Origin of the sequence: Flavobacterium fluviatile (genome assembly GCF_010645065.1) — a bacterium.
Lineage (GTDB): Bacteria > Bacteroidota > Bacteroidia > Flavobacteriales > Flavobacteriaceae > Flavobacterium > Flavobacterium fluviatile.
In genome coordinates, this window is sequence record NZ_JAADZW010000001.1 from 851,931 (window position 1) to 877,530 (window position 25,600).

A 25,600-nucleotide genomic window follows, 5' to 3' on the forward strand; every position below is an offset into this window, starting at 1 on the left:
TTATAAAAAACCATTAGCAAAAAACTAATGGTTTTATTATGATGGCATAGAATTTCGCTGAGTGATTCAGCAAGGTAAATAAATATTGAAAGTAGCTCCCTTCATAGGTTCTCCTGTAGCATTTATAAAACCATCGTGGTTTTCAATTATTTTCTTTACGATTGCAAGTCCAATACCGGTACCTTCATACAAATCGCGGCTGTGAAGTTTCTGAAATACTCCAAATATTTTTTCGTTATGCTGCTGTTCAAATCCTATTCCGTTATCTGCAAAAGTTATATGGCAATACTTATGTTCAGTAGATGATTCAAAATCCAGCTCAGATCCGTTCACAAAACAGCTTTTTACAGTAATTTGCAAGGGTACCTCAGCCTGTGCAAACTTAATTGCATTATGAATAAGATTTTCCATTAACTGAACAAACTGAAAAGGAATAACCTTTACAGTATCATGAAAATCAGTGACAATGACTGCATTTTTCTCCAATAGATTTTCATGCAGCGCCGCCTTTACATCATCAATAACTACATTGAGATCTACTGTTTCAAACTTTCTGTCATCAAGAGTCGCACGTGAAAAAGCAAGAAGGCTGTTTATAAGTTCACGCATTCTGTTACATGCATAAAGAATCCTGTTAAACTTGGCTTTTCCATCTTCTGATAAATTTGCATATTCATTTGACATAATCAGATTCGCAAAAGTCTGGATTTTTCTCAGTGGCTCCTGAAGGTCATGACTTGATATGTATGTAAAGGCATCAAGTTCCATGTTTTTCTTTTTAAGTTCCTCTGCATGCTTTTCAATTGCTTCGTATTGTAAAGCAAGCTGTGCATTGGTTTTTAAAATGATTTCATTGAGAGCGTGAGTCTCTTCTTCCTTCTTTTTCAGCTCCTGGTTTTTTCGAAATAACTCTGTAAAAACCATCACTTTAGCCTGCAAAATTTCAGGTGACAGAGGCTTAATCATGTAATCAACCGCACCAGACTGATAGCCTTTAAATATATACTCATTCGTATTCATATTGGCAGTCAGAAAAATAATTGGTACATGCATAAGCTTGTCACTCTGCCGAATTAATTCTGCAGTCTCAAAACCATCCATCAGGGGCATCTGCACATCCATAAGTATTATGGCGAAATCCTGATCTTTCAACAGAATCCTCAGGGCATCTTTTCCTGATGTTGCCTCAACAAACTGATAACCACGATCAGCCAGAATGACTTGTAAAGAAAGCAGATTTTCCTTTTTGTCATCCACAATTAAAATTTTTATTGCGTTGTTGTTTCCCATTCTGTTTTTTATTGAATTCAATTTTGAATTATTTAAGCCATACACGCATCAGTGTAGATAGCTGTTCTACATTTACAGGTTTCGTCATATAATCTGATGCTCCTGATTCTATACAACGCTGTCTGTCTCCTTTCATCGCTTTTGCCGTTACTGCAATGATAGTAAGATCCTTATGCTTAGGGTCTTTACGAATACGTTTCATCGTTTCATAACCATCCATTTCAGGCATCATAATATCCATCAAAACAATATCAATATCCTTATCATTATTAAGCAAATCAATGGCTTCCTGACCGCTTTCTGCACTGATTACATTTAACCCATAACGCTCTAATGCCGTTGTCAGCGCAAACAGGTTACGCACATCATCATCAACCAGTAAAACTTTTTTGCCCGGCAATACATCTTCTTTCAAATAGAACGACTCTATGGTTTCTCTCATAGCCTCAGGCAGTTCTTTATGGACACGATGCATAAATAACGCTGTCTGATCTACTAGTTCTTCCAGAGAATTAGCACTTTTTGTAATGATGCTATGGGCAAACCTGTTGAGTTTTGCTTTTTGTTTCTTTGTTACGTCTCCTGCTGAATGTATAATTATGGCTGTTTCCTGACCTGCAATGTTGTTTTCAAGATCGGTAATAATATTAAGACCGTCTGCATCAGGAAGCACTAAGTCTAAAATAATACAGTCAAATGACTTTTCCTGTATAAGTTTCACAGCTTCTTTAGCGGTTTTGGCACTAAAAATTGTGATATCATTGCCGTCAACTGCCTTTAGAATCCTGTCTAATTCTGCCTGATTATCATCAACTACCAAGAGGTTTTTTATCTTTTTGTTTTTAAAATCATGAATGTCATTAAATAAATAATTCAATGAATCATTTTTAACCGGTTTTACGAAAAAATTTCTGGCACCACGTTTCAGGCCTTTGTTTCTTTCATCCTCACCCGAAATAATATAAACAGGAATATGCCTCAGATTAAAATCTGTTTTTAAACGATCCAATATTTTCCATCCGCTGGTATCCGGCATATTAAGGTCCATAGTGATAGCATGGGGATTAAACTGATTGATAAAATCAATTACATCATTCCCTTTTGTAGTAACAATAGCTTTAATACCGTTAATATGTGCCTGTTCGAGCATAATTTTGGCAAAAATCAGATTATCTTCTGCAATCAAAAGTACTTTATCATCCGGTTTAATATCTGTTCTGTCATCTCCTACCTCATCCACAAAGAACAACTCGATATCGGATCTGTTGAATTTTTCTGATGGTAAGGATTTAATTTTTCCTTTAGCATCATTGTCTTCATTTACATCAATATCTTGTACTTCTGCAATATGGACATATTTCAAAGGAAGGAACAAGGTAAACTTACTTCCCACATTGATTTCACTTTCCAGTTCGATACTTCCGCCCAATAAATCTGAAAGACCACGGCTAATGGATAATCCTAAACCTGTTCCTCCATACTTACGGCTGGTAGAACCCTCGGCTTGCTGGAAAGCTTCAAAAATGATATTTTGTTTTTCTTTTGAAATACCAATTCCGGTATCAGAAATTTCAAAAGCTACTACTGATTCTGCATTTTCAAGGCTCAGATTATTGGTTTTCCAATTGTTATTGGCTTTATAAATTTTAAGCTTAACTTCTCCTTTTTCAGTAAACTTAAATGAATTAGAAAGTAAGTTTTTCAAAATCTGATTTAAACGCTGCGAATCTGTTTCCATTATCTCAGGAAGATCTTCATCCATAATAATATTAAAACGAAGATGTTTGGCTTCAGAAATTGGATTGAAAGTAGAAGCAACGAATCGGCTGATGTCTTCAAAACTAATCGGGTTGTAATCGACGGAAATATACCCGGATTCGATTTTTGAAAGATCCAGAATATCATTAATCAGCTGAATAAGATCGTCCCCGCATGAATTAATTGTTTTAGCAAACTGAATTTGTTTTTCGGATAAATTGCCGTCACGGTTCGCAATTAATTCGTTTGCCAGAATCTGCAAACTATTTAGCGGTGTTCTTAACTCATGTGACATGTTCGCTAAGAACTCCGATTTATATTTGGATGTCAAAGTCAGCTGATCTGCTTTTTCTTCCAAAGCCTTTCTTGCAACCTCAACTTCCTGGTTTTTAAGCTCTACTTCTTCTTTTTGATTCGCCAGCAAAATGGCTTTTTCTTCCAGTTCTTCGTTGGTGTTTTTCAGTACTTCCTGCTGACTTTTCAGCTCGCTTGCCAATGATTGTGACTGTACCAGTAATTCTTCTGTTCTGGAATTGGATTCGATCGTATTCAGTACAATTCCGATACTCTCTGTTAACCCTTCAAGGAAATCTAAGTGTGTTTCACTAAAAGTGTCCAGTGAAGCCAGTTCTATAACTGCTTTTAATTGTCCTTCAAATAGTACCGGTAAAATAATAACATCTTTTGGTTTTGCATCCCCAAGTCCTGAATTAATTTTGATATAATCTTTAGGCACATTACTCAAAATAATTCTTTCCTTTTCAACCGCCACCTGACCTATAAGCCCTTCACCCATAGCATACTGGGTAGGAGATTTTTTTCTTTTGATGTAAGCGTAAGATGCGATAAGGTTTAATTTTGAATTTTCGAAATTTTCATCTTCCTGCAAAATATAGAAAAGTCCGTGCTGTGCCGTTACAACCGTAGCCAGCTCAGAAAGGATTTTCTTGGTAACCGAATTTAATTCTTTCTGTCCCTGAAGCATTTGGGTAAACTTGGCCAAATTCGATTTCAGCCAGTCCTGCTCCTGATTTCTTAAAGTAGTTGCTTTAAGATTCGAAATCATCTGGTTAATGGTATCTTTCAGAGCCTCCACCTCACCTTTTGCTTCAACACCAATGGTTCTGGTTAAATCCCCTTGTGTTACCGCAGATGCAACTTCAGAAATAGCACGTACCTGTGTTGTTAAGTTAGCGGCAAGCTGGTTTACGTTTTCTGTTAGGTTTTTCCATGTTCCCGAAGCTCCAGGCACATTTGCCTGGCCTCCCAGTTTTCCTTCAGCTCCCACCTCACGTGCCACGGTTGTTACCTGATCAGAGAATGTTGCCAGAGTATCAATCATTTCGTTGATTGTATCTGTTAATTGTGCCACCTCCCCTTTGGCATCAATTGATAATTTTTGTTTTAAGTTTCCTTTAGCTACAGAGGTTACTACTTTTGCAATTCCACGCACCTGCCCGGTTAAGTTCGATGCCATTACGTTAACTGAATCCGTTAAATCCTTCCACGTTCCGGCAACACCTTTTACTTCGGATTGTCCTCCCAGTTTACCTTCTGTACCTACCTCACGCGCCACACGCGTTACCTCGGAAGAGAATGAATTGAGCTGTTCCACCATGGTATTAAAGGTATTTTTCAAATCCAGGATTTCTCCTTTTACATCCACGGTAATTTGCTTCGAAAGGTCACCATTTGCTACGGCTTTGGTTACATCGGCAATATTACGCACCTGACCGGTTAAGTTAGATGCCATCTGATTCACCGAATCCGTTAAATCTTTCCAGGTTCCGGCAACACCAGGTACGAAAGCCTGTCCTCCCAGTTTTCCTTCTGTTCCTACCTCACGTGCCACGCGCGTTACCTCAGAGGCGAAAGCACGAAGCTGATCCACCATTGTATTTACAGTTTCTTTCAGTTGAAGAATTTCCCCCCTTACGTCTGCGGTAATTTTCTTGGACATATCCCCGTTTGCTACCGCGATAGTTACCTCGGCAATATTACGTACCTGAGTGGTTAAGTTACCCGCCATCTGATTCACCGAATCGGTCAAATCTTTCCACGTTCCGGCAACTCCCGGTACATTTGCCTGACCTCCCAGTTTCCCTTCAGTTCCTACCTCACGTGCCACACGCGTTACCTCTGAGGCAAACTCCCTCAACTGATCCACCATCGTGTTAAGTGTTTCTTTCAATTGAAGGATCTCTCCGCGTACATCAACCGTAATTTTTTTGGACATATCCCCATTTGCCACGGCAATTGCTACATCCGCAATATTACGTACCTGAGCAGTAAGGTTACCCGCCATCTGGTTCACCGAATCGGTCAAATCTTTCCACGTTCCGGCAACTCCCGGCACATTAGCCTGACCTCCCAGTTTTCCTTCAGTTCCTACCTCTCGGGAAACCCTTGTTACTTCTGATGCAAAGTCACGAAGCTGATCCACCATTGTATTGATGGTATTTTTAAGTTCCAGGATTTCTCCTTTCGTATCTACCGTAATCTGACGTGATAAATCCCCTTTTGCTACCGCAGTGGTTACCTCGGCAATATTACGTACCTGTGCGGTAAGGTTACCCGCCATCTGATTTACCGAATCGGTCAAATCTTTCCAGGTTCCGCCAACTCCCTCTACCTGTGCCTGTCCTCCCAGTTTTCCTTCGGTTCCTACCTCACGTGCCACACGGGTTACCTCGGATGCAAAAGAGTTCAGCTGTCCCACCATCGTATTAATCGTATTTTTAAGCTCCAGGATTTCTCCTTTTGTATCTACTGTAATCTGACGTGACAAATCGCCTTTTGCAACCGCAGTGGTTACCTCAGCAATATTACGCACCTGACCGGTTAAGTTACTCGCCATCTGGTTCACCGAATCCGTTAAATCTTTCCAGGTTCCTCCGACTCCTTTTACTTTTGCCTGCCCTCCCAGTTTTCCTTCAGTTCCTACCTCAAGTGCCACACGGGTTACCTCAGACGAGAAGGAGTTCAGCTGGTCCACCATCGTATTGATGGTTTTCTTAAGCTCCAGAATCTCTCCTTCGGCAACAGCCGTAATTTTTTTCGAAAGGTCACCATTTGCTACTGCTGTGGTTACCTCAGCAATATTACGTACCTGACCAGTAAGGTTCGATGCCATCTGATTCACCGAATCGGTTAAATCTTTCCAGGTTCCACCAACCCCTTTTACTTTCGCCTGACCTCCCAGTTTACCTTCTGAACCAACCTCACGTGCCACGCGGGTTACCTCGGCACCAAAGGAGTTCAGCTGATCCACCATGGTATTGATCGTATTCTTAAGTTCCAGAATCTCTCCTGCAACGTTTACAGTAATCTTTTTAGATAAATCTCCTTTTGCTACGGCCGTTGTTACTTCGGCAATATTACGTACCTGACCAGTTAAGTTCGATGCCATCTGATTTACCGAGTCCGTTAAATCTTTCCAAACCCCACCAACTCCTCGTACTTTTGCCTGACCGCCCAGTTTTCCTTCAGACCCTACCTCTACCGCCACACGGGTTACCTCAGAAGAAAACGAGTTCAGCTGGTCCACCATCGTGTTAATGGTATTTTTAAGTTCCAGGATTTCTCCTTTTACGTCAACGGTAATTTTTTTAGATAAATCTCCTTTTGCTACCGCCGTGGTTACATCCGCAATATTACGTACCTGGCCGGTTAAGTTCGATGCCATCTGGTTTACAGAATCCGTTAAGTCTTTCCAGGTTCCGCCGACACCTTTTACCTGAGCCTGTCCTCCCAGTTTTCCTTCGGTTCCTACCTCACGTGCCACACGGGTTACCTCAGAAGAAAAAGAGTTCAGCTGGTCCACCATCGTGTTAATGGTATTTTTAAGTTCCAGGATTTCTCCTTTTACGTCAACGGTAATTTTTTTAGATAAATCTCCTTTTGCTACCGCTGTTGTTACATCGGCAATGTTACGTACCTGACCTGTCAAGTTCGATGCCATTTTATTTACCGAATCGGTCAAATCTTTCCAAACACCACCAACTCCTCTTACCTTAGCCTGTCCTCCCAGTTTACCTTCTGTACCTACCTCACGCGCAACACGGGTTACCTCCATCGAAAACAGATTCAGCTGTTTTACCATTCCGTTCACCTCTTTGGCAATTCTGAGGAATTCTCCCTGAAGCGGGTTTCCTTCAATAGAAAGCGGCATTTCCTGTGACAGATTTCCTTTTGCCACCGAAGTGATTACGTGTGCAATCTCAATGGTAGGGTGCACCAGATCTGAAATCAATGTATTAACCGAATCGACACAGGAACTCCAGGAGCCTCTTGCTCCGTCCAGCGCCACACGATTCGTCAGTTTTCCTTGTTTACCAATGCTTTTTCCAACTTTTTGAAATTCAAAAACCATTCTTTCGTTAAGATCGATGATTTCGTTTAAAGTTTCACAAATCGATCTTTTAGTTCCGTTTTGATCGGTTGGAAATCGCTGAGTGAAATTACCATTTTTAACCTTAAGCAAAATTTTCAGAAACTCCGCATCAGTTAAAACAGACTCCTCTAAATCTGCTTTTTTAGTTTTAGTTTTTTGAGGCTTTTCTCCGGCAACTACAGGAAGTACTATTATACTTTCGGGATTTTCTTTATTCTTTTTTGTTTTTTTCATGTTTTCAATTCTTTATAAGAATGATTTAAAAAATCTTCCAGCCAATTTTTTCACTTTAAATTCCAATTATAAAAACATCTAATTTAGTATTAAAAACAGGTTTTTATATATTTTCATCAAGTAATATTTTCCTTAAATGAAATTGTACAAACGCCTCCATAGAATCCGGCCTTTTAGAATTGTCGGTATAATTCAAAGGTTTTATAATATAACCTGATATTCCTAATTTTTCTGCTTCAAATCTGTCATCAGCTTCGGAGGAAGTTGTCATTATAAAAACTTTTAGATTCTTAAGTTTCCTGTCTTCCCTTATAATTTTTAAAAATTCTATTCCGTTCATTCTGGGCATATTAATATCCAGAAGAATAACATCCGGAATCAATACTGCGTTTGTGTCCCTAAGGATTTTTAGGGCTTCAATACCATTATAAGCGGTATGAAGGACATATTCACTATCAATTTTTTTCAATGAGCGCTCTACACTTATAATATCGAGTTCATCGTCCTCTATTAATAATATTGTTGGTTTTTTCATACTTATAAAAATATTTTATTACTAAGTTGGATCTCATCCCTGGCTTAACCTGTTTAAACTTGCCTCGTATTCCATCCTTAACTATTTCTCCATGTAAAGATAAATTCGGTTCCTTCTCCTAATTCCGATTTTACGGTAATGGATTCTTGTTGATCGTCTATTATTTTTTTTACAATTGCCAGACCCACTCCTGTACTCTCCTGCTCATTCTGTTCCCGAAGTGTCTGAAATATTTCAAATATTTTTTGGTGGAATTCCACCGCAATACCCATTCCATTATCTTTCACTGAAAATTCATAAAAATTAGGGAATATTTTGCATTTTATCTGAATTATTCCTCCTTGTTCTTTTGGAGTGTATTTTACTGCATTACTTATTAAGTTAGCAAAAACCTGTTCCAGCTTAATCCTTTCTGTAAACAAATCCGGCAAATCACCAATTTCGAGTTTAAAAGTTCTTGGAACAACAGAATCTGCAATCTCCTGAACCAGGGCATTTGTATCTATGGTTTCTGGCGGAGTTTTAAGATTTAGTCGTGCATAATCCAGTAAGCCGTTAATAAGGGCTTCCATACGCTGTGTTTTTTGAGGTATGATCCTCAAATATCTTTTAATTTCCGGTGAGATTTCATCAGCATGATCTTCTTCGATCCATGTAATAACATTATGAATCCCCCTGACAGGCGCCTTCAGATCATGAGATACTACATACGCAAATTTATTAAGTTCGGCATTTCTGTTTTTTAGTTCATGAATATTTTTATCTAACTTTTCTGACATTGTATTTAAAGAAACAGCCAAAGCAGACAATTCATCATTTCCCGTATCCCTGACACTCGTGAAATTACCTTTTGAAATATTCTCAGCCAGGCTCACCATAGAATTGATCCTTTTAGTCGTAATTACCAAAATAAATGCTGTACTAAAAACCCCTACCACAATAGTTAGTGTAAGAAAAATAAAAGAAAATGTATGAGCATTTTTTAAGGAAATCAGCAATCTGTCTGTATGCAGTTTTCTTCTTTTGTATTCAATTTTATCAAATCTTGAAAATTTGACATTAATAGCATCATTTATTTTTTTTCCAACATGTCTTTTTAATGAAGTATCAAAAAGATTTTGATACGAATCAGGAAATTTTTTACGAGAGTCTATTAATTGAGCAGAATAGCTGAGCCAGCTGTTGTGCATGTTGCTGATTGAATCTAATATTGCGCGCTGATTGTTGTTGTTGCCAATCCGAAGCTGCTGCTCTTTAAACAGTTTTGGTACAATTTTGCTTCCCTTAAAATAAGAGTCCAGAAAAGTCTCATCATTTGTCAGCAAATAACCCCGAAAAGCACTCTGCATTTCAATAATTGCCTTGTGGGTTTTGTTTGAATTTCTGATGATCTCTTCTGATCTCGCCAGAAACTGTGAATTGCGCTGTACTTTTTTGGACAGCATATAATTGGTATAAGAATCAGCAACAGACAATAAAATTATCAGGGTAAATGCCAAAAGTATTTGATAAGATAACTTCATTATTAAAGATTAAACATTCAGTGCCAATATGGCTTTCGAATTAATAAAAATAATAAAAAAACATTGTTAAATCTATATTTTTGAATTTTATAGTGGCTGAATTTTATTTACTAAAATTACTCTCACAAATAACCTCTTTGCAAATTAAAATACGTCCGTTTTATAACATTTTTAAAAAAAAGAGTTAATTTAGTACAACAGCTTTGCCTATGTTTTCAAACATGTCAAAGCTGTTGTTTTCTGGTATAATTCCATAACATTTAAACATTACAGCAAAATAATAAATTAATAATACACAAAATGAGATTAGAAGATTTTGATAATGACGAGGATAAAGTAATTCAGGATCGTTTGAAACAAAAAACGTGGAATGAAATCAGGACCAATGACAGTTGGGCAATTTTTAAAATCATGGCCGAATTTGTAAACGGATACGAAAGCATGGGACGTATTGGTCCCTGTGTATCAATTTTTGGATCGGCCAGAACAAAACCCGAAGACAAATATTATTTACTGGCCGAAAAAATTGCTTACAAAATCAGTAAAGCCGGATATGGAGTCATTACTGGTGGCGGTCCCGGAATTATGGAAGCAGGAAACAAAGGCGCACATTTAGGCGGAGGGACTTCTGTAGGTCTAAATATCGAACTGCCTTTTGAACAGCATTTCAACCCTTACATCGATCATGATAAAAATCTGAATTTCGATTACTTTTTTGTTCGAAAAGTAATGTTTGTAAAATATTCACAGGGATTTGTAGTAATGCCCGGAGGTTTTGGAACATTAGACGAAATGTTTGAAGCTATAACCCTGATCCAGACTAAAAAAATTGGAAAATTCCCTATTATATTAGTAGGTGTTGAATTTTGGTCAGGATTGATCGAATGGGTAAAAACAGTGTTAGTAGAAAAAATGCAGACTGTAAGCCCTGATGATTTGAACTTATTCAAAATTGTAGATACTGAAGATGAAGTAGTTGATGTTCTGGATAAATTCTACAAGAAATACGACTTAAGTCCAAACTTTTAATATTTTTTTCGACCATTTAAGTGATATAAGTTCATTAAATTAAACCATATAAAACTTATATTTTCTTATATCACTTATCTCCTGGAAATACAAAAACAAAAGCTGTCTTTTAAACAGCTTTTTTTATACTATTTTTACAATTAAACCAAAACAGTCATAAGCCCATAACTTAAATTATACACCTAAATTTTTAAGCCTGCATTGAAATCATTTTTTAAAATCTTTCTCTTCGTTTTTGTTTTGATGTCTTCATTAAAACAATTTGCGCAGCATCAGTCAAAGATGGAGGTAGCGGTGAATCCTGAATTTAAAACACTACATGTAAAACAGGATATTGCATATTACAATACTTCAACTGACTCATTAGATTCAATTGTTTTAAATGACTGGAATAACGCTTTCTCTGATAAAAATACTCCTTTGGCACTTCGCTTTTCAGATGAATTTTATAAAGGTTTTCACTTAGCCAAACCAGAAGAACGAGGAAACACAACCATTCTTGAACTGACAGATAGCCAATTTATAGCTTTGGAATGGCAAAGAACCAATGAAAATCCTGATTTTATTGTAATCAAACTGAAAAACAAATTGCCTCCGAACAGTAAAATTGATTTACATCTTACATATATTGCTAAAATTCCAAGCGATAAATTTACGCGTTACGGCTATACTCAAAACGGAGGAATGAACCTGAAAAACTGGTTCTTGAGTCCAGCTCGTTTTGAAGATCACAGTTTTATAAAGTATCACAACTATAACCTTGATGATATTGCAAATGCTACAACTGATTATGAGCTACAAATTAAAGTTCCAAGCCAATATACCATTGCCACAGATCTTGATCTGGTATCAAGAGATTCATCTTCCCCTGCTTTCAGTACCTGTTTTTTTTCTGGAAACAACAGAACCAATTTCAATTTATTTATTGAAAAACAAAATACTTTCAACAGTTATAATAACGGCGAACTGGAAGTGCTTACAAATTTAAAAAATAAAAGACTAGACGAGATACAAAAAGCAATAATCATCAATAAAGTAATCACTTTTACAAATGATTTTATTGGAAAATTTCCAAATAAAAAAATTATAGTTTCTCAAACAGATTATGAACGTAATCCTTTTTACGGACTAAATCAGCTTCCCTCCTTTCTAAGTCCTTTTTCAGATGAATTCATGTTTGAAATCACATTTTTAAAAACTTATCTTAATAATTATCTCCAGTACAGTCTTCATTTAGATCCGAGAAAAGACAACTGGATTTATGACGGAATCCAGATTTACACGATGATGAAATATATGGAAGAAAATCATAAGGATCAAAAAATGCTGGGAAGGCTTTCAGAAATGAAACTCTTTAAGAGTTATAATATTACGAATCTGACTTTTAATGAGCAATACAGCTATTATTATATGCTAATGGCAAGAAAAAACCTGGATCAGCCGCTGGGAGATCCAAAAAATACACTCATTAAATTCAATGAACAAATTGCCAGTAAATATCGTGCGGGCTTAAGCCTGAGCTATCTGGATAATTATTTAAATCATAATATCGTTCCCGAAAGTGTTAAGGAATTCTATAACCTTAACAAAACACAACAGACAAACCGATACGATTTTGAAAAAATTCTCTCTGAAAACAGTCCAAAAAAAATCGATTGGTTTTTTGAGACCGTTATCGGTTCACGTGACATTATCGATTATAAATTTTCAAATGTTTACAGAACAAAAGACAGTATTCAGTTTTCTATAAAAAATAAAACAGAAAATTATGTACCTGTGCCTGTGTACGGAATTAAAAAGAATAATATTGTTTTTAAGCAGTGGATTGAACCAGCAAAAAATGATTCTGTCTATGTGGTCGAAAGAAAAAATGCAGACAAAATTGTTTTAAATTACGATAACGAAGTTCCGGAATACAATCAGCGTAATAACTGGAAATCATTGAAAAGTCTGGCAATTACGAATCGCCCGGTTAAATTTAATTTTTCCAAAGATTTAGAAGATCCTTACTACAATCAAATATTGTATGTCCCTACGCTTACTTATAATTACTATGATGGTTTTGCACCTGGCATCCGCTTTCATAACAAAACCATATTAGAAAAACCATTTATTTTTGACATCAACCCTTCATATTCTATTAAAGCAGGAACCTTTTCCAGCTCATCTGCTTTTTCATTAAATCATTACTACCGCAACAGCAGGCTTTATAATATTCGATATTCTATCAGTCAAAATTACTTCCATTATGCTCCTGATGCCACCTATTTCAGATTAAACCCAATGGTTCAGTTTCGAATTCGCGAAAATGATTTAAGAGATAATCGCAAACAATTTATTATTGCAAGACAGGTAATCGTTAACAGGGAAGCTACAGATTATATTACCGATAATTCAGAACCAAATTATTCTGTTTTTAATCTTCGGTATCTCAATACCAAAACCGAACTGATCAATCATTTTAGTTTTATGACAGATGTACAGTTTTCAGGAGACTTTGGAAAATTAGCAGGAGAAATTGAATACAGAAGGTTATTTGAAAACAATCGTAAATTAAATCTGAGATTCTATGCCGGCAGCTTTTTATATAATACAACAGGTTCAGATTATTTCAGCTTTGGGTTAGACCGTCCTACCGATTATTTATTTGACTACAATTTTTACGGAAGATCTGAAAGTATAGGATTTTTCAGTCAGCAATATGTAATAGCAGAAGGGGGATTTAAATCTATGATCGAACCTAGATATGCCAATCAATGGATGACAACTCTAAATGCAAGTTACTCAATATGGAACTGGATCGAAGCTTATGGTGATTTGGGTTTTACAAAAAACAAACATCAAAACGAACACTTTGTCTATGACAGCGGTATTCGCTTGAATCTGGTTCCTGACTATTTTGAAATTTTTTTCCCTGTTTATTCGAATAACGGATGGGAAATCTCACAATCAAATTATAATGAAAAAATCAGATTTGTTATCACCTTGTCTCCCAAAACATTAGTCAATCTTTTCACCCGAAAATGGCTTTAATCATTCGTATTTTAGATAAAAAAATGAATAATTAATACATTAATCTTTGTTTTTGTAAAAATTACTCAAAAAAAATACGTAGTTTTTTGAATTTACCTACAAATAATTAAATTATATTTATTTTAATGAATTATGATTATTGGTAGATTTTGAGTAATTTTGCAACCTAAACATGACCCTTCCAGATTATGATTACAGAAAAAAGCAATGCTACATTAACCTTCGAGGATTTTAAAACTGAAGTATTAAATGATTATAAAATTGCGGTTACCAGTCGGGAATGCAGTCTGTTAGGCCGCAAAGAAGTATTGACAGGAAAAGCCAAATTTGGAATATTTGGTGACGGAAAAGAAGTGCCGCAGCTAGCCATGGCAAAAGCTTTCAAAAACGGAGATTTCCGTTCAGGATATTATCGTGACCAGACTTTTATGATGGCTATTGGCGAATTTACCCCTAAACAATTTTTTGCCGGTTTATACGGCCACACCGATTTAGAATTCGATCCAATGTCGGCCGGAAGACAAATGGGCGGGCACTTTGTAACACACAGTTTAAATGAAGATGGCTCGTGGAAAGATCTTACCAAACAAAAAAATTCAAGTGCAGACATATCGCCTACAGCCGCACAAATGCCAAGATTACTGGGATTGGCACAGGCTTCAAAAATTTACAGACTCGTTGACGGAATCGAAATCAAAGACAATTTCTCTGTAAACGGAAATGAAGTTGCGTGGGGAACTATCGGAAATGCCAGTACTTCTGAAGGTTTATTTTTTGAAACCATAAATGCTGCCGGGGTTTTACAGGTTCCAATGGTAATGAGTGTCTGGGATGACGAATACGGAATTTCTGTACACGCTAAACACCAGACCACCAAAGAAAATATCTCTGAAATCTTAAAAGGGTATCAACGCGATGAGGATTCAGAAGGTTATGAAATTTTAAGAGTAAAGGGGTGGGATTATGCCGAGCTGGTTTCAACTTATGAAAGAGCAGGCGCCATTGCCCGCGAGCATCACATTCCGGTTTTAATTCACGTGAATGAACTGACTCAGCCTCAGGGCCACTCCACCTCAGGATCACATGAACGCTATAAAAATGGAGAAAGGTTAGCCTGGGAAAAAAATTATGATTGTATTCGTCAGATGCGTTTATGGATGATTGCCATCAACATTGCTTCTCCTGAAGAACTGGATGAAATTGATGCTCAATTGAAAAAAGAAGTTCTGGAAGCTAAAAAAGAGGCATGGAGCCTCTTTATCAATCCAATTATTGAAGACCAGAAAAATCTTTTGGCTTTACTGGAGCAAATTGCAGAAGCAAGCATCAACCATAAGGACAGAATCAGGAAATATATATCAGAATTAAGTGCTATAAAAGCTCCTTTAAAAAAGGAAATGCTGGTTTATGCCAGAAAAATTCTGCGTTTTATTGAAGTTCCAAAAAGCAAGTTACTGTTATCAGAGTGGATTACGAATTATATCAGAATTACACAGGAAAAATTTAGCAGCAACCAGTACTCTGAATCTCCACAAAATGTTCTTTCAGTTCAAAAGGTGCTTCCTGTGTATGCTGAAAATGCCAAACCTGATTTAGACGGACGAATGATTCTTCGTGATAATTTTGACGCTTTGTTCAGCAAATATCCTGAAGCATTAATTTTTGGTGAAGATGTTGGAAACATTGGCGACGTAAACCAGGGCTTAGAAGGCATGCAGGAGAAATACGGTGAACTTCGTGTAGCCGATGTCGGGATTCGCGAAGCTACCATTATTGGTCAGGGAATTGGTATGGCCTTAAGAGGCTTACGTCCAATTGCTGAGATTCAGTATTTAGATTATTTATTATACGCCATTCAGATCCTGAGTGATGATTTGGCGACATTACAATACAGGACGGTTGGAAAACAAAAAGCACCATTAATCATCAGAACCCGCGGACACCGTTTAGAAGGTATCTGGCATTCCGGGTCTCCAATGGGAATGATTATCAATGCGATTCGCGGTATTCATGTTTTGGTACCAAGAGACATGACTCAGGCAGCGGGATTTTACAACACACTGTTAGAATGTGATGAACCGGCTTTAGTAATCGAATGTTTAAACGGATACCGTTTAAAAGAAAAAACGCCTTTGAACTTTGGTGAATTCAAAACACCTATTGGAGTTGTAGAAACCCTAAAAGAAGGTACTGATATTACCTTAGTTTCTTACGGATCAACTTTAAGACTGGTACAACAGGCAGCCAGCGAACTTTTAGATTTAGGAATCGACTGTGAAGTAATTGATATCCAGTCGCTGCTCCCTTTTGATGTAAATAAGGATATTGTAAAAAGTATAGCCAGAACAAACCGTCTTTTAGTAATCGACGAAGATGTTCCGGGTGGAGCTTCAGCTTTCATTTTACAGCAAATTCTTGAAGAACAGGATGCTTACAAATATCTCGACAGCAAACCGCAAACACTTGCTGCAAAAGCGCACAGACCTGCTTACGGAACTGATGGTGATTATTTCTCGAAACCTTCTGCCGAAGATATTTTTGAGAAAGTTTACGACATGATGAATGAAGTGAATCCTGAAAAATTCCCCGACTTATATAAATAATTCTTATAAATTAATAAAAAAAGCTCTAAATCAGTAGATTTAGAGCTTTTTTTATTCTTAACTCCAACTTCACAAAAGTAAAAACAATTCTTCAGCGGATTTAATTTTCGATAAAAGGAAACTTTTAACTATCTGATAAAACATTTTCAAAATCTAATGTCTTATCTTACATCTTTTTTCGGACGGCATGTATAAGCAATCAGGCAAAGTCCTCTAAATTTTTGAAATTAATCGAATGACTATAATTATTACTTTTTGCGTTTTATTGTTAGTAGCTTATCTTTTTGATCTGACATCATCAAAAACGAAGATACCTTCCGTTATATTGCTTTTACTTTTGGGTTGGATTGTGCGCCAAATCACTGGTTTTTTACTTATTGATTTGCCGGATTTCTCTATGGTTCTACCTATTTTAGGAACCATCGGACTGATTCTGATTGTATTAGAAGGATCACTTGAATTAGAAATAAACCAATCAAAAATTGGCCTGATAAAAAAATCTTTTCTGGGCGCTTTCTTTCCGCTGATGGCTTTGTCTTTTATAGTTGCGTATTTATTTCAGTATTTTGGCGGTTATCCTTTTAAAATATGTTTATCAAATGCTATTCCTTTTGCCGTGATAAGCAGCGCTATAGCAATCCCCAGTGTGCGCAATCTTAGCACAAACAAGCGGGAATTTGTAACTTACGAAAGTAGTCTTTCTGATATTTTCGGGGTAGTCCTTTTTAATTTTGTCCTGTATAATTCAAGTTTTGGATTACCAACGTTTGGTTATTTCTTTCTGCAGATAATTATTATAATTGTTATTTCTTTTCTTGCCACAGTTTTACTATCATTTTTATTAAACAAGATAGACCATCATATCAAATTTGTGCCTATTATTTTGCTCACCATTTTGATTTATGAAATCTCAAAAATGTATCATCTGCCTGCCTTGCTGTTTATTTTGATCTTTGGACTGTCAATTAATAATTTTGATGAACTCAAAAGATACAAATGGAGTGAGCGTTTTCGCCCGGACTCCATGACCAAAGAGATTGATAAATTCAGGGAGTTAAATGTCGAAGCTGCTTTTGTTGTACGTGCACTATTTTTTTTACTGTTTGGATATTTACTGGAAACATCAGAAATATTAAATCCCGATACCTTTATCTGGGCTTTCGCAATAGTGCTAATTATATTCACAATACGTGCTATTCAGTTATATTTGTCTAAAATACCTTTAATGCCTTTACTTTTCGTAGCACCCAGAGGTTTGATTACTATATTGCTTTTTTTATCCTTAGGTACTTCACAAAATATTCCTTTAGTTAATAAATCACTTATTATACAAGTCATTTTACTGACCGCTTTTTTGATGATGTTCGGTATTTTAGGAACTTCAAAAAAAACTGAATTAGAACTTCAAAAAGAAGAAAATGAAAATTTATCAGAGAATGATGGCAATGACGAAACCCCATCAGCAGCTTAAAAATATCATTTACATTTTTTCCTTTATACTACTATTTTGAAGCCAAAATCCCCCTTGCCTTTTCCAAATCTTCTGCGGTATCTATTCCGATTCCAACATGGGTTGTTTCAACCATTTTAATTTTTTTTCCGAATTCCAGATAACGAAGCTGTTCCAGTTTTTCAGAAGCTTCCAGGGATTTCATCGGCAGATTGTGAAAGTCTAATAGAGCCTGTTTTCTAAAAGCATAAATTCCGATATGCTGAAAATAACGCACGCCAGCAGCTTTATCTCGCGGATAAGGAATAACAGATCTTGAGAAATACAAAGCAAACTTTGACTGATCTACAACCACTTTTACGTGATTCGGATTGTTGATTTCGTCTTCATCTGTAATTTCACGCATCAACGAAGCCAGATCAATCTTTTTATCCGGATCATTTTTAAAAACAGACAAAACCTGCTCTAAAGGTCCGGCTTCTGTAAAAGGTTCATCCCCCTGAACATTCACTACAATGTCAACATCAAGGTTCGCCACAGCTTCTGCAATCCGGTCACTTCCTGATTCGTGTTCTTTGATGCTCATAATGGCTTTTCCGCCATTCGAAACAATTTCATCATATATCAAATCAGAATCGGTTACTACAAATACATCATCAAACAATTTTGTATTTATTGTAGCCTCATACGTTCTTAAAATTACAGTTTTGCCTCCCAGATCCTGCATCAGTTTTGCAGGGAAACGTGTTGATGCATATCTTGCCGGAATAACAGCGATTATTTTCATTTAAATTTATTTTTTTAATCGTCAAACAAATGTAAGTATTCAAAACTTAGATAAAAAACATAATCAGAAAGGCTTATTATGCTTTAAACTATTTTATCAATTTTATTATGCTTGGATACAGGCTTTCGGTCTTTCCATTACTCATTTTAACTGCAAAAAATATTGGCAAAACCACATTCAGTACATAAAGCACAATAAATGCATAGAATAAGATATCGTATTGTCCGTAATGCAAAATTTTACATAAAGCAAAAGCAGTTATTGAAACAAAAGCAAAAACCGTCCAGATTATTTGAAAATTCAGGAGATTTCCGCCAATTTCTTTCAGTCCGATGATTTTATCTTTTTTGGTCATCCATAGAATTAAAGGCAGAAGAATATTTCCTAACGGAATAACCAAAAATGCGATTACTGAAAGATGAAAAATGACCAGATAGTTTTTATCCGGTTGTTTTCCGTAATCTAAAATATCTTCAGCATTTAAATCCAGGACTTCACAAATCAGGTTCAGCGTTTTTCCACGTGGTTCACTTTCGTTGTTTTCAATCCGCTGAATGGTTCTTAAATTTACTTTTGAAGACGGCCAGCTCTTCCTGAGACAAACCTTTTTTCTTTCTTAATTCTCTAATTTTTTCTCCGATTCCGTTCATAATTAATTTTGATTTATTGTTCCGACAAAACTACTTATGAAGCTTTCCATGTGATAACGGTTTATTTGCGACATTTTTACGACATTCTTGTCAATATATTGATTTCATGGAGTTTATTTCCGATTTCAGACTTATTACATGATTTTTACCGAAGTCATACTCAGAGATCCGGCTAATAACTTGTCATTAAATAAATCCAATTCATCTGTTTTATCTTTTAAACCTAAGCTATAAAGCAACGGAAGATAATGCTCCGGAGTTGGAATTGCCAACTGAAACGCCTGATTCATTTTTTCGAAATCTATTAATGGCTGAAAATTTCCATCCAACAGATAATTATTCACCGTTTCACGCGCTTCAATTGCCCAGTCGTAACCGTAATTGTCTTTATCAAAATTCCTGAAATCAATCAATCGCAAGTTGTGAACAATATTTCCGCTTCCGATAATCAGAACACCTTTGTAACGGAGCGACTGTAGTTTCTTTGCCAGTTCAAAATGGTACTCTCCTGATTTGGTATAATCAATACTTAACTGAATTACCGGAACATCCGCATTTGGATATAAATGTTTGATTACGCTCCAGGCACCATGATCCAATCCCCAGTGTTCGTCTAAATCAACCAAAACCGGATCTAATATTTTTTGCGTTTCCAGAGCGAGTTCCGGACTTCCTTTTGCAGGATATTGCACATCAAAAAGCGCCTGCGGAAAACCTCCAAAATCATGAATCGTTCTTGGCATCTGCATTGAAGTCACTTTTGTGCCCTTCGTAAACCAATGCGCCGAAATACATAAAATAGCATTGGGCTGCGGCAAAGTTTTGACCAGATTGCGAAAACCAGTCACAAACTGATTTTCTTCAATGGCATTCATTGGACTTCCGTGTCCTAAAAACAGAACAGGCATTTTATCGGTATTCGAAAACGTTGATAAAATCGAATGTAAGTCGTTTAATGTTGTCATGACTGGAATTGTTTTGCCACGAATTTCACAAATTACTCTAATTTTAATTCCTTTATCAAGCGATAATAACTTTTTGAGTTTTTATCATTGTGATCATAAACCTTGATTACAAAAGTTGAATCACTGTTTGTTATTGAAAACGAATCTCCTGAATTCCCTGGAAATCTTTCTTCAACTTTAGAATCAATCATTCTTTTCATATATAAAATTAAGGATTTCTTATTCGAATCAGTAAGTTTTATTGTTTTCTCAATTATACTACAGTCTCAATATTTCTTCCGTTAGAATCACGTTTATCACAATCAACATTTGTTTTTCTATATTTCAAAAAATGGTCTTTATAGTTTCCTTTTTTCGAAAAAATTTTTAAATTCTCATAATTTCCGCCCCATTCTCCACATTCACTAAAAGATGCATTAATATTCAAATTGCTATCCACACCTGAAGCTCCTAAAGTAATCGGATTAAAAAAGACAAACGTTTTATCTTTATTTGGAACTACTTTATTATGCTCTTCTTTTTTGGAACAACTTAGGCTTAGGAGTAATAATAAAATAAACAACATTTCATTTTTCATAAAAATTCCTGCTAATTAGTGTAATTCGTGGCTAAAAAAACTATTCCTCAAAGCTCTCGTCTTTAAATCCTATCAAATATAACTTGTTTTTAGCACGTGTCATAGCAGTATAAAGCCATCTGATGTAGTCACGATCGATTCCGTTTGGCAAATACGGCTGTTCGATAAAAACAGTGTTCCACTGTCCTCCCTGCGATTTGTGACAGGTTATTGCATAAGAGAATTTAACCTGTAAACCATTAAAATATTCGTTTTCTTTGACCTTTTGAAATCTCTTATATTTCGTTGGTTCATCTTCATAATCTTTCATCACTTCTTCATACAAACGATTGGATTCTTCATACGTTAAGGACGGTGATTCACTTTTTATGGTATCCAGAATTAAAACCGTTTCAAAAGGTTTCTGATTCGGATAATCGACCATTCTGATTTTGACTTTTGCAAAAGTAAATCCGTATAATTCTTTGATTCCGAAAAGCTCCAGCACCTCAATAATATCTCCGTTCGCGATAAATCCGGCTTCATCGGTTTCTTTTAACCAGAAGTAATTGTTTTTTACCACCATCAAAAAATCCCCAACCGAAAGTTCGCTTTCTTTAAACAGAATACGACTTCTGATTTGCTCATTATACTGATTGGCACGCTTATTAGAACGGACAATAAAAGCAGTATCTTCAATGCTGTAATTACTGTACGCTGTATTAATTGCATCCTGAATATCGTAACCATCCGTTAAACGAACAATGTCTTTAAACTTTTTTACATTAAACCTGAATTCAGTAATAAAAGATTCTTTCAATAACTCACGCAATTCGGTAGCGTTAAATAAAATCCCCGAACTTTCTTCCTGACGCATTACTTCATCGAGTTCGATATGCTCAATTTCTTTATCGTAATGAATGCCTAAAGTCTGAATATCAAGTGCAGGGCTAATATCTAAATTTACTGGAGGCAGCTGAGCCGTATCTCCCAAAAGAATCATTTTACAATTCGTACCTGAATACACATAATTAATCAAATCGTCTAAAAGAGAACCACTATCGAGCGTACTGTCTGAAATCATCGAAGCCTCATCGACTATAAAAATGGTGTTTTTATGTTTATTGACCTGTTTGGTAAAAACTACTCCTCCACCCGATGACTTTTTTGGGAAATATATTTTTTTATGAATCGTAAATGCGGGATTATTCGAATAATTAGCAATCACTTTTGCTGCCCGACCGGTTGGGGCCAACAGCACATATTTTTTATTAATATCTCCAAGATTATTTACAATGGTCGAAATCACCGTTGTTTTTCCTGTCCCTGCGTATCCTTTCAATACAAAAATGGTATCGTTTTGGGGTTCGGTCAAAAAAATTGCGATTTTCTGAAAAAAAATATCCTGTTTGTAGGTTGGGGCAAAAGGAAATCTTTTTTGCAGAACGCCATAAAATAATGCTGAATTCATAGGGTGAAATTGAGCAACAAAGTTCGGTTTTTTATATGGCATTATTTCAAAATTCAATAGCAAAATTTAATAACAATGGCAATGACAATATCAAAAATGAATAAGATCTCCAAAAACAATTTCGACAATTGATAATTTAAAAATTATACCAATATCAAGTTTTAAATTACATTTAGTCATTGTAGATTTTAATTTTTACGAAAAAATATTAGAATTCATTCAGATTTTTGACATTCCATTTTGAAATTGCCATAGATATTGCTTTTTGAAATTGACATTGACATTGACTTTTGCCATTGACATTGTTATTTATTTTATTTGTAAGTTTGTGTTCGAATTAAATTCTTCCTGAATCTGCAACAAGTAAGGAATTGTAAATTAAATTATGGCATTTCAGAACACCAATATTACATCAAAACTTTACAAAAAACTTTCTATTCAGGTTTCACTGACCGGATTCTCTTTTTGCTGTTTCGATACCCTGAACGACAGGATTACTTCATTCAGAGAAATTCAATTTGACACTTCAAAAAAAACGACCAAAATAGAGGATCATTTTGCAGAAGCTTTCAAAAAACACCCTGAATTAAAAGAGACCTATGATGACATTATAGTTATTCATAACAACAATCTTTCGACTTTTGTTCCTGCAGCCCTTTTTGATGAAAATTATCTGGGTAGCTATTTGCAATACACCACAAAGGTTTTTGAAACTGATTTTTTCACCTACGATGAAATTTCAAATTACGAAATGAATGCCGTTTATATTCCGTATATAAACATCAACAACTTCCTGATTGATAATGTTGGATCTTTTGATTACAAACATGTCAACAGCATCTTAGTTGAAAAATTACTGGAGGCTTCAAAAAACAATGACGCCAAAAAGATGATTGTCAATTTTAATCCGGAACATTTTGAAATCATTGTAGTTGAAAATCAAAAATTGCTGTTATTCAATTCTTTTGAATATCAGACTCCGGAAGATTTTATTTATTATTTGCTATTTACGGCCGAACAGCTGAGTTTAAATCCGGAAATTTTTCCGCTCGAATTATTAGGCACTATCAATAAAAATGACCCGTTTTATGCCATTGCATATAAATACATCCGTAATGTATCCTTTTTGGATGTAAGCACTTTACAGCAAAAAAACAGTTTCTCAACTGCAGAAAACCAAAAACATTATATCTTATTTCAATCATGAGAATCATTTCTGGAAAATACAAAGGACGCCGCATTTTTCCGCCAAAAAACCTTCCTGTAAGACCTACGACTGATATGAGTAAAGAAGCGTTGTTTAATGTTTTGAACAATCATTTTAGTTTTGACGGCTTAAAGGTTTTGGATTTATTTTCAGGAACTGGAAATATAAGTTATGAATTCGCTTCACGCGGAAGCGCTCCAATTACGTCAGTTGATGGCGATTTTGGGTGCGTAAAATTCATCAAACAAGTTTCTTCAGAATTTGATTTTGATATCGCTGCAACTAAAAGTGATGTTTTTAAGTTTTTAGATAATGTTAAAACTACTTACGATATCATTTTTGCAGATCCTCCTTACGGATTAGATCAGGCTGCTTTTGAAAAAATTGTTCTTACTGTTTTCGAAAGGGAATTGCTTCATGAAGACGGGATGATGATTATTGAACATTCTAAATATACCAAACTGGAACATATGAGTAATTTCTCTTTTCAGAAAAGTTATGGAGGTTCTTATTTTAGTTTCTTCGAATTAAACTCAACTGATGACGACGAAGAGCTTCCTGGCGATTCATCCGTAAAAGCAGAAGACGACGAAGGTTAATTTTCTTTTTTCAATTATAAAAATCCCCTTGAAATTCAGGGGAAATTTTGTTTTATCGAATCCTGCTTTATTTCCAAAAAAACACAGAATCTACTTTAGTTCACATTTTTGCTCCTAAAACTTCACTAACGAACGATGTTTTTTTTCCTGCAGGAGTATTGAAAAGTCAACTAAAATTTAAAAATCGACAAGACGGAATCTTTAATGCAAATCATATAAGCTTGTTAAATAATTGTATAACAGCGTTAAAGACTTAATAAGGTAAATTTGGATTGAATCTTAAAACAATACATCATGAACCTAAAAAGACTTTTCGGAGCCGTATTGACTATCTTAGGAATAGTCGGGCTTATTTATACTGCTGTAATTTTTGCAGATACTTCTGGAGAAACACGTGATATTAAATCACTTATTATTTACGGGATACTTGGAATCGTTTTTTTTACATCAGGAATCAGTTTAGTACGTACAACCAAAGACGAATCCTAGATTATAAATGCCACACTCTAAATACCACATTTTAAATAGCAAGCGCTTAAGCAGATACAAAGTATCAAAGCTTAGCGCTTTGTTTATTTATGACAAAATCTTTATTCTTCCTTAACGGGATTCAGATTCAGCTCTGTAAATCCTTTTCCGTTTTCCATATTATTAGGGTTGATACTGTATTCCTAGGCAATCGTTTACACCATTCTCAGGCAAAAAATGTCCGAGCAAAACTGAAAATAAGTTAAAGCTTTCAAAATATAAAAAATGCAGACCTGTAAGCCGGATTCTGTCCCTGACAAATCAAGGCCTTATCATTTATCTAGATCATACATTACTGCATGACTCAAGCTACCTACCCTTCAGCAACGGACGAGAAGCCCTTAAATGCTGATATACTTGGTATTTCACCGCATAGAGTTTACCTGGTTTCACTACAGCATTACCTGTACATACTTTCTGTTGCACTTGTCCTTGCGCTATTTCTAACGCCGACGGGTGTTACCCGCTATGCTTCTCTGTGGTGTCCGGACTTTCCTCCCTCCCGATGATCGGGACGACGATAAGGCGGTCTGCGGTGCAAAAGTAACATTTTATAACCTAAGAAGCTAAAATTTAAAATTCTGATTTTTACGAGGTTTGGTAACTTTTTAATTTTAAAATAGTTATCTTTAAAAATCTATAATTATCAAATACAGTTTATTATGAAAAGAATGTATCATTACGCAACTGTTTCAAAGGCTTTAGATCAATTGCATGAAAAAGGGTTTACTTGCGATTTCAATCGAAATGCAGACGTGATTAAAAAAAATCCTCAGAAATTTGAAATTGTTCATGTGTATCGATACGAAGGGGAATCAGACCCTGGCGATGAGGCAGTTGTTTACGGAATTAAATCAAACACAGGTAAAAAAGGGGTCTATGTTGCTGGCTTTTCCGCAGATTCAGATCAGGAAACTGCAAGGTTTTTATTTGATTTAAGTATTAGGGGAAGGTAAAATTTTTTAAATTCCAAATTACGAAACTTAGAC

Annotated in this window: 17 protein-coding genes and 1 other RNA gene; 8 read left to right on the forward strand and 10 right to left on the reverse strand. The window is 35.7% G+C overall.

Translation table 11 applies throughout. From position 1 onward, the window contains the following. Window positions 1-66: 66 nt before the first annotated feature. The 4 genes from GXM17_RS03105 to GXM17_RS03120 all read right to left on the reverse strand — a co-directional run bounded on the left by GXM17_RS03105 (window position 67) and on the right by GXM17_RS03120 (window position 9,733). Window positions 67-1,311 (reverse strand): sensor histidine kinase, encoded by a 1,245-nt coding sequence (locus tag GXM17_RS03105; protein ID WP_163397812.1) that lies wholly within the window; start codon window positions 1,309-1,311, stop codon window positions 67-69. A gap of 7 nt (window positions 1,312-1,318) precedes the next feature. Then, window positions 1,319-7,675: a HAMP domain-containing protein gene (locus GXM17_RS03110; RefSeq protein WP_163397813.1), complete on the reverse strand. Its 6,357-nt coding sequence runs from the start codon at window positions 7,673-7,675 to the stop codon at window positions 1,319-1,321. Between the two features lie 103 nt (window positions 7,676-7,778). Next, window positions 7,779-8,210 carry a response regulator gene (locus tag GXM17_RS03115; RefSeq protein WP_163397814.1) on the reverse strand — a complete coding sequence of 144 codons (432 nt, stop codon included), beginning with the start codon at window positions 8,208-8,210 and terminating at the stop codon, window positions 7,779-7,781. Between the two features lie 77 nt (window positions 8,211-8,287). After that, entirely contained in the window at window positions 8,288-9,733 is a 1,446-nt protein-coding gene (locus tag GXM17_RS03120) for an ATP-binding protein (RefSeq protein ID WP_163397815.1), read from the reverse strand. 300 nt (window positions 9,734-10,033) lie between these two features. On the opposite strand from GXM17_RS03120, the gene GXM17_RS03125 reads away from it, so the two are divergent. From GXM17_RS03125 to GXM17_RS03140, 4 genes are all read left to right on the forward strand, one after another. Next, the gene (locus GXM17_RS03125) at window positions 10,034-10,762 is read left to right on the forward strand and encodes an LOG family protein (RefSeq protein WP_163397816.1); all 729 of its coding nucleotides are present in this window, start codon (window positions 10,034-10,036) and stop codon (window positions 10,760-10,762) included. Window positions 10,763-11,044: 282 nt separating this feature from the next. Then, entirely contained in the window at window positions 11,045-13,795 is a 2,751-nt protein-coding gene (locus tag GXM17_RS03130; protein ID WP_163397876.1) for a gluzincin family metallopeptidase, read from the forward strand. A gap of 188 nt (window positions 13,796-13,983) precedes the next feature. Further along, window positions 13,984-16,398: an alpha-ketoacid dehydrogenase subunit alpha/beta gene (locus GXM17_RS03135; RefSeq protein WP_163397817.1), complete on the forward strand. Its 2,415-nt coding sequence runs from the start codon at window positions 13,984-13,986 to the stop codon at window positions 16,396-16,398. Window positions 16,399-16,633: 235 nt separating this feature from the next. Continuing rightward, a complete protein-coding gene (locus GXM17_RS03140; protein ID WP_208796408.1) occupies window positions 16,634-17,869 on the forward strand; it encodes a cation:proton antiporter in 1,236 nt (411 codons plus the stop codon). A 31-nt stretch (window positions 17,870-17,900) separates the two neighbouring features. Here GXM17_RS03140 and kdsB read toward each other — a convergent pair whose 3' ends face one another. The 5 genes from kdsB to GXM17_RS03165 all read right to left on the reverse strand — a co-directional run bounded on the left by kdsB (window position 17,901) and on the right by GXM17_RS03165 (window position 22,277). After that, the gene (kdsB, locus tag GXM17_RS03145) at window positions 17,901-18,635 is read right to left on the reverse strand and encodes a 3-deoxy-manno-octulosonate cytidylyltransferase (protein WP_163397818.1); all 735 of its coding nucleotides are present in this window, start codon (window positions 18,633-18,635) and stop codon (window positions 17,901-17,903) included. 88 nt (window positions 18,636-18,723) lie between these two features. After that, window positions 18,724-19,035 (reverse strand): DUF4870 domain-containing protein, encoded by a 312-nt coding sequence (locus tag GXM17_RS21760; RefSeq protein WP_244307325.1) that lies wholly within the window; start codon window positions 19,033-19,035, stop codon window positions 18,724-18,726. A gap of 384 nt (window positions 19,036-19,419) precedes the next feature. Beyond that, on the reverse strand, window positions 19,420-20,250 hold the full coding sequence (ygiD, locus tag GXM17_RS03155; RefSeq protein WP_163397819.1) for a 4,5-DOPA-extradiol-dioxygenase: 831 nt from the start codon (window positions 20,248-20,250) through the stop codon (window positions 19,420-19,422). A gap of 253 nt (window positions 20,251-20,503) precedes the next feature. Further along, a complete protein-coding gene (locus GXM17_RS03160; protein WP_163397820.1) occupies window positions 20,504-20,827 on the reverse strand; it encodes a hypothetical protein in 324 nt (107 codons plus the stop codon). Between the two features lie 40 nt (window positions 20,828-20,867). After that, window positions 20,868-22,277 (reverse strand): ATP-dependent DNA helicase, encoded by a 1,410-nt coding sequence (locus GXM17_RS03165; RefSeq protein WP_163397821.1) that lies wholly within the window; start codon window positions 22,275-22,277, stop codon window positions 20,868-20,870. A gap of 385 nt (window positions 22,278-22,662) precedes the next feature. Between GXM17_RS03165 and GXM17_RS03170 the strand changes: the two genes are divergently transcribed. The 3 genes from GXM17_RS03170 to GXM17_RS03180 all read left to right on the forward strand — a co-directional run bounded on the left by GXM17_RS03170 (window position 22,663) and on the right by GXM17_RS03180 (window position 24,572). Continuing rightward, a complete protein-coding gene (locus GXM17_RS03170) occupies window positions 22,663-23,484 on the forward strand; it encodes a DUF3822 family protein (RefSeq protein ID WP_163397822.1) in 822 nt (273 codons plus the stop codon). Continuing rightward, window positions 23,481-24,083: an RsmD family RNA methyltransferase gene (locus GXM17_RS03175; RefSeq protein WP_163397823.1), complete on the forward strand. Its 603-nt coding sequence runs from the start codon at window positions 23,481-23,483 to the stop codon at window positions 24,081-24,083. Before GXM17_RS03170 ends, GXM17_RS03175 begins: the two co-directional genes overlap by 4 nt. 294 nt (window positions 24,084-24,377) lie before the next feature. Further along, entirely contained in the window at window positions 24,378-24,572 is a 195-nt protein-coding gene (locus GXM17_RS03180; protein WP_163397824.1) for a hypothetical protein, read from the forward strand. A gap of 259 nt (window positions 24,573-24,831) precedes the next feature. Here the strand turns inward: GXM17_RS03180 and rnpB are convergent. After that, an RNA gene (gene rnpB, locus GXM17_RS03185) (RNase P RNA component class A) lies at window positions 24,832-25,148 on the reverse strand. A gap of 125 nt (window positions 25,149-25,273) precedes the next feature. Here rnpB and GXM17_RS03190 point away from each other — a divergent pair. Beyond that, the gene (locus tag GXM17_RS03190) at window positions 25,274-25,567 is read left to right on the forward strand and encodes an SH3 domain-containing protein (RefSeq protein ID WP_163397825.1); all 294 of its coding nucleotides are present in this window, start codon (window positions 25,274-25,276) and stop codon (window positions 25,565-25,567) included. Window positions 25,568-25,600 lie beyond the last annotated feature (33 nt).